This is a genomic window from Oleiphilus sp. HI0080 (assembly GCF_001635135.1).
This window is the reverse complement of record NZ_LWFU01000240.1, coordinates 1-664: the sequence shown is the minus strand read 5'-3', so window position 1 is coordinate 664 and position 664 is coordinate 1. Positions and strand designations below refer to the sequence as shown.

At 44.6% G+C, this 664-nt stretch carries 1 protein-coding gene; it reads left to right on the top strand.

The annotated features are described in order from the left end of the window. A partial coding sequence (locus A3751_RS02590) for a LytTR family DNA-binding domain-containing protein (protein ID WP_068451753.1) occupies window positions 1-548 on the top strand: 548 nt, incomplete at its 5' end. Window positions 549-664 lie beyond the last annotated feature (116 nt).

The following is a 664-nucleotide window of genomic DNA, read 5'->3' as shown; positions in this document are numbered from 1 at the left end:
TCGAAGCTGCGAGGGTCATCGCAGACCTTGAACCGCCACCAGCCATTATTTTTTGCACTGCATATGATGAATATGCCCTCAAAGCGTTTCAGGCAAACGCCGTCGGTTATTTGCTCAAACCAGTGAGAAACGAAGAACTCGCTCACGCCTTGAAGCAGGCGAAAAAGCTTAGCCTGGCCCATCTAAAAAGCCTAGATGANTTACATCAAGAAGAGCAGAACGAAGAGTCTTTCATCGCGAACACCTGGAATGGCCAAGAACGACTTCCCCTGCAAGACATCCTTTTATTTAGAGCGGATCACAAATATCTTAGCGTTATACATAAAAACGGAGAAACACTAAGCAATCAAACGCTTAAAGAACTAGAACAGCAGTATGAAGATGTTTTCATCCGCACGCATCGCAGCACACTCGTTAACATACGACACATTAAGAAAATGTTGAAAAGCCCTGAAAGCGGCTACTATCTGGTTCTCAGCGAAGGACAGAAAATTGAAGTTAGTCGACGCCATGTGTGTATCGTACGCGATGCACTAGAGAATAAATAACGCCCTTAGAAGTCTATTCTCGAGTACTTCCGCGCAAATTTAACGCGGACTTAGTAAAGAACTAGACCCCGTTCTCACTCTGCAACCACTTGGAAAAGTAGTTCACAAAACAACCG